The following is a 4993-nucleotide window of genomic DNA, read 5'->3' on the forward strand; positions in this document are numbered from 1 at the left end:
GTTCGTGAGCGTGCAGCACGTAAAGGTCGCAACCCACAAACTGGTAAAGAAATCACAATCGCAGCTTCTAAAGTTCCAGCTTTCAAAGCAGGTAAAGCTCTTAAAGACGCTGTTAAATAAGACAAAAATTAAAAGCCTATTGTATCAAGCTTTCTAGCTTGTGCAGTAGGTTTTTTCTTATGTTTTGGCATAACATCAATCATTTTTCCTAAGCTTTTAGAAGACGCAGTATTTGTTTGTTAGAGAAGGCAGCAAAAATTGGGGTGATCCTCCTGCTCAACTTAAAATATGATATAATGTAGCTAAGAAATGGAGGGAGCTATGAATTTTAAAAAAATAATAACCTTTTTAACCATGCTTGTGGCTGTCATGGCTTTGACAGCTTGCTATTATCCAAGGAAAAGGGTGCCAAGGTCTGAAGTCTCTTCTGTGCAAAAGGGGAAAATACCAAAGAAATCAGAATCGACGAAGGCTACAGGCTCCAGTCAGCAAGAAAAATCAAAGAGTAGCCAGACCTCATCATCTAGTGCTCCAGCTTCTGAGAGTAAGGCGACAAGTTCGCCAGATGAAGTAACGGATGGCTTGCCTCAAGATGCACAGTCTGCCAATAAAGACAAGATCTATGCAACAGGTAATGCCAAGGTGTATTATCGTTCTTTTGAAGGAGGATTTAGTGCTCAAACGCCTGATTTCAAAGGCTATACAGAGGAGCAAGTCAAAAAGGTGCTTGGCGAGCCAGAGGCCGTCATAAAGGATCCGAATTATATTAAGGACACTTTTAAAGCTCAGGAGTTAGAAAATATAAAAGAGCTCTATCGAGGTCAGCATGTGACGGAAGAGCAGGCAAAGGCTTTCTATGTGACAGCAGCGGATATTGCTCAGGCAGCTAGCTTGAACCAAGACTATCAGTTGGAGAGTGATTATATTTTATATAGCTATAAGCAACATAAAATTAATCTGATTTTCTCTAAAGGGGAGTTGTATTATATGACTCCCAATCCTGATTATCTTTATTTTAAATAATTTTTGAAAGTTCTTGCGCTAGTTTACTAGGCTTGCTATAATAGCTAAAACGAAATGAGAAGGAGCAAGGATGAAAGCTTATACAAATGTCAATCTGGTGACCTGTGACAGCGCATTTCATGTTCATCGGGAAGGCTTGTTGGTCGTGGAAGATGAACGCATTGCCTACTGTGGTCCCCATGACAAGGCTTGGTTAGAACAATGCAGCGAGCTAGTGGATTATGAAGGAGCTTGGCTCATGCCGGGGCTGGTCAACTGCCATACGCACTCGGCCATGACCTTGCTACGTGGGATTCGTGACGACAGCAATTTACACGAATGGTTGGAGGACTATATTTGGCCAGCAGAAAGCCAGTTCACAACGGAACTAACGACCCAGGCTGTCCAGCTGGCTTTAGCTGAAATGCTCCAATCGGGAACAACGACTTTTAACGACATGTATAATCCTCAGGGAGTGGAGATTGACCGAATTTATCAGGCTGTGCGGCAGTCTGGTATGCGTTGCTATTTCTCACCAACACTCTTTAGCTCAGTGGCGGAAACAGCCGAAGAGACTCTGGCTCGTACTCGGGCCATTATTGAGAAAATTCGCTCCTATGACGATGAAGATTTTCAGGTCATGGTGGCGCCTCATTCGCCTTATGCCTGTGATAAGGCTCTACTTAAGGGCAGTCTTGAGCTAGCTCGTGAGCTGGATTTGAAGCTTCATATCCACGTGGCAGAGACTCAGGAAGAAAATAAAATTATCCTGGAGCGCTATGGTAAAAGACCTCTGGCTTTCTTAAAGGGTTTGGGCTACTTGGAGCAGCCAGGTATTTTTGCTCACGGAGTTGAGCTCAATCCGTCAGAGATTGCAGATTTAGCGGCATCTCCAGTCAGCATCGCCCACAATCCTATCAGCAACCTCAAGCTGGCTTCTGGTGTAGCTCCGGTGACGGATTTACTGTCCGCTGGGGTGACCGTTGGCCTGGCAACAGACTCTGTCGCTTCTAACAATAATCTGGATATGTTTGAAGAAGGTCGGACAGCAGCCCTCCTTCAGAAGATGCGAGCAGGAGATGCGACCCAGTTTACGATCGAGCAGGCCTTGAAAGCTTTGACCATTGAAGGAGCCAAGGCGCTGGGATTGGATAACAAAATTGGCAGTCTGGAAGCGGGTAAGCAAGCCGATTTCATTGCCATTCAGCCTAAGGGACGACTTCACCTCTATCCTTTGGAAAATATGCTGTCGCACCTAGTGTACGCAGTCAAGGGCAGCGATGTTCAGGATGTCTACATTGCAGGGCGACAGGTGGTCCGAGATAGCAAAGTGCTGACCGTTGATCTAGAATCGTTCCGTTAAAAAGAAAAGCCGAGTTTGTCTCGGCTTTTATGCTAGTCAGGGGAGCTCTTGTCAATTTTTGCTGGCTAACAGTTTCTTTGTCAAAGAAAAACTCTGGGTCACCCCAGAGTTAGTAATAGTTTTAAGCTTTCTTTGATTTAGAAATATAGAATAATTGTAGGACGATACCAAGGAGTGCCATACCAATAACGATATAGAAGGCCATTGAATAGTCTCCCTTGTTTGCTTGGGCGAGTCGAGCTCCCAACTGTGGTCCGGCAATAGCTGCAACACCATAAGCCGTGAACATCCAGCCGTAGTTTGTGCCGACATTGGCCACGCCCCAATTTTCGGCTGTGATACCTGGGAAAGATCCAAGGAAGCCACCGAAGGACAGGGCGACAAGCATAACACCTAAGATTGCAAGGATGCTTCCCTCCCCTTTAAAGAGAGCGGTCAGTGCCAAGCCACCAGCTACAGCAGCAAACATAGCGATTACAGTAGGGTAGCGGCCGATTTTGTCTGATACAGCTCCCCAGAAGATCCGTCCAAAAGTATTGGCGATAGAAACCAGCATAACGAATAGAGTTGCTTCTCCAACTAGTTTATATTGGTCGGAGATAGATGCTGCTGAACCGATGATCATCATACCACCAGTAGCACCTAAAATGTAGATGAGCCACAGCAACCAGAAGTTGCCTTCGCGTAGCATTTCTTTGTGAGTTTTGCCTGTCGGTGCAGAACTTCCTGCTACTGGAGCAGCTGCTGGAGCTTTTTCCATGACAAGAGAAGAGCAGCAGATAACGACAAGTAGGGCAATCCCCAGAACTTTAAATGTAGAATAAACGCCCATTGAAGCGATGAGAGTTTTGGCAAGTGGTCCGATGATTAGTGGTCCAAGTCCAAAGCCAGCTGCGGTTAAACCACCCGCGAGACCTTTTTTATCAGGGAACCATTTGGTAGCGACAGAAGTTGAAGCGCCATAGGCTGATCCGATACCGAGACCAAGGACAACCCCGTAGGTCAAGTAGAGTACAGGAAGAGAAGTTGCAAATCCTGTAGCAAACATACCCGCACCAAAGAGAATTCCTCCTAGAAAGACAAATTTCTTAGGGCCTAATGAATCGACTTTAGGTCCGAAAATAATCATGCCGATTGGCACCATTGCAAAAGAGATACTGAAGGCTAGAGAGGTTTGAGCTTGCACCCATCCTTGGCTAGCATTGGCTTCCAGCAGCGCTTTTTGAAAAACAGACCAGGCGTATCCAGCACCTAAAGAAAGGTTGGTTAAGATAGCTGCTGCTAAAATGAACCAGCGATTTGGTGTTTTTTTCATAATGATATCCTCATTTATATAATTTTTTTCTAAAAAGTGATAGAAAACCAGCTGTACCCAAATAGTTGTCCTGCATGTTTCCTGCAGAGCAGGTAAAATAGCAGAAGCATGGCTACAGAATTTGTTACTATAAAGCTGACATGTCAAATAATTTAAGCGCTTACATATTTGTTGACATCTCTATCATATCGTGCTTTGAGGCAAAAATCTACTTAATTAAAATGAATAAGTCTATTAGGTAGATTAATATTTTTCCTTATTTACAATCATTCTTAATAGAAAATCTATGTTTGTCATGATATAATGGAAACAAGCTAGAATGAATGTGGATGGAGTATAGAGAAGATGAATGAAGAGTATGAAAAGAATTATCAGGAAGTAATCGAACATCTGAGGCTGAAAGGTGTTCGAATTACAGAGACGAGAAAGGCCGTGATTGCTTTTATCATCAGCAGTCATGATCATCCTAGTGCAGAGATGATTTACCAAGCCCTCTTGCCTGAATTTCCCAATATGAGCTTGGCGACTGTTTATAACAACCTAAAAGTGTTGATTGATGAAGGCTTTGTATCTGAGCTCAAAGTCCGAAATGACACGACGACCTATTATGATTTTATGGGGCATCAGCACCTCAATGTTATTTGTGAAAAATGTGGTCGGATTGCGGATATGGACTTGGATTTGCCAGACGTTCAGCAGGAAGCAGCAGAGCAGACTGGCTATCAAATCACCAAGAGCCAGATGGTCGTTTATGGCATTTGTCCAGAGTGCGCTCAGCAAGAACAAGTGGCTAGCTAGAAGTCTTGAGTGAGAATTCATTTTCTCAAAAGGCTGAGCAAGTGGAAAATTTCACAAATATCTCGCTGAGACTGGATTTTTGAGAGAAAATTTTGTAAAATAGAATAGATAAACGGGGTAGACCCCGGAAAATAAAAGGAGAATCCATCTAATGGTAAAATTGGTTTTTGCTCGCCATGGTGAGTCTGAATGGAACAAAGCTAACCTCTTCACTGGTTGGGCTGATGTAGATCTTTCTGAAAAAGGTACACAACAAGCGATTGATGCTGGTAAATTAATCAAAGAAGCAGGTATCGAATTTGACCAAGCTTACACTTCAGTTTTGAAACGTGCGATTAAAACAACAAACTTGGCGCTTGAAGCAGCTGACCAACTTTGGGTTCCAGTTGAAAAATCATGGCGCTTGAACGAACGTCACTACGGTGGTTTGACTGGTAAAAACAAGGCTGAAGCAGCTGAGCAATTTGGTGATGAGCAAGTTCACATCTGGCGTCGTTCATACGATGTATTGCCTC

6 protein-coding genes are annotated in these 4993 nt (G+C 43.7%); 5 read left to right on the forward strand and 1 reads right to left on the reverse strand.

Features of this window, described 5'->3' with window-relative positions; genetic code table 11:
- The 3 genes from Q0191_RS02135 to Q0191_RS02145 form a co-directional block, all read left to right on the forward strand.
- A partial coding sequence (locus Q0191_RS02135; RefSeq protein ID WP_297663412.1) for an HU family DNA-binding protein occupies positions 1 to 120 on the forward strand: 120 nt, incomplete at its 5' end.
- A 201-nt stretch (positions 121 to 321) separates the two neighbouring features.
- Positions 322 to 1023 (forward strand): DUF4947 domain-containing protein, encoded by a 702-nt coding sequence (locus Q0191_RS02140; protein WP_297663401.1) that lies wholly within the window; start codon positions 322 to 324, stop codon positions 1021 to 1023.
- A gap of 70 nt (positions 1024 to 1093) precedes the next feature.
- A complete protein-coding gene (locus tag Q0191_RS02145; RefSeq protein WP_297663403.1) occupies positions 1094 to 2365 on the forward strand; it encodes a TRZ/ATZ family protein in 1272 nt (423 codons plus the stop codon).
- Positions 2366 to 2486: 121 nt separating this feature from the next.
- Here the strand turns inward: Q0191_RS02145 and Q0191_RS02150 are convergent, their stop codons facing one another.
- Positions 2487 to 3680, reverse strand: a complete 1194-nt coding sequence (locus tag Q0191_RS02150; RefSeq protein WP_297663405.1) for an OFA family MFS transporter — start codon at positions 3678 to 3680, stop codon at positions 2487 to 2489.
- A gap of 345 nt (positions 3681 to 4025) precedes the next feature.
- Here Q0191_RS02150 and Q0191_RS02155 point away from each other — a divergent pair, with 345 nt between their 5' ends.
- Positions 4026 to 4478 (forward strand): Fur family transcriptional regulator, encoded by a 453-nt coding sequence (locus tag Q0191_RS02155; RefSeq protein WP_045498448.1) that lies wholly within the window; start codon positions 4026 to 4028, stop codon positions 4476 to 4478.
- Positions 4479 to 4629: 151 nt separating this feature from the next.
- The coding region (locus Q0191_RS02160) for a 2,3-bisphosphoglycerate-dependent phosphoglycerate mutase (protein WP_297663410.1) at positions 4630 to 4993 on the forward strand (364 nt) is incomplete at its 3' end.

Origin of the sequence: uncultured Streptococcus sp., assembly GCF_938036805.1 — a bacterium.
Lineage (GTDB): Bacteria > Bacillota > Bacilli > Lactobacillales > Streptococcaceae > Streptococcus.

Excerpts from the sequence above, each read along its gene's own strand:
- Q0191_RS02140 (WP_297663401.1), top strand. The coding sequence starts at position 322 with ATGAATTTTAAAAAAATAATAACCTTTTTAACCATGCTTGTGGCTGTC.
- Q0191_RS02145 (WP_297663403.1), top strand. The coding sequence starts at position 1,094 with ATGAAAGCTTATACAAATGTCAATCTGGTGACCTGTGACAGCGCATTT.
- Q0191_RS02150 (WP_297663405.1), bottom strand. The coding sequence starts at position 3,680 with ATGAAAAAAACACCAAATCGCTGGTTCATTTTAGCAGCAGCTATCTTA.
- Q0191_RS02155 (WP_045498448.1), top strand. The coding sequence starts at position 4,026 with ATGAATGAAGAGTATGAAAAGAATTATCAGGAAGTAATCGAACATCTG.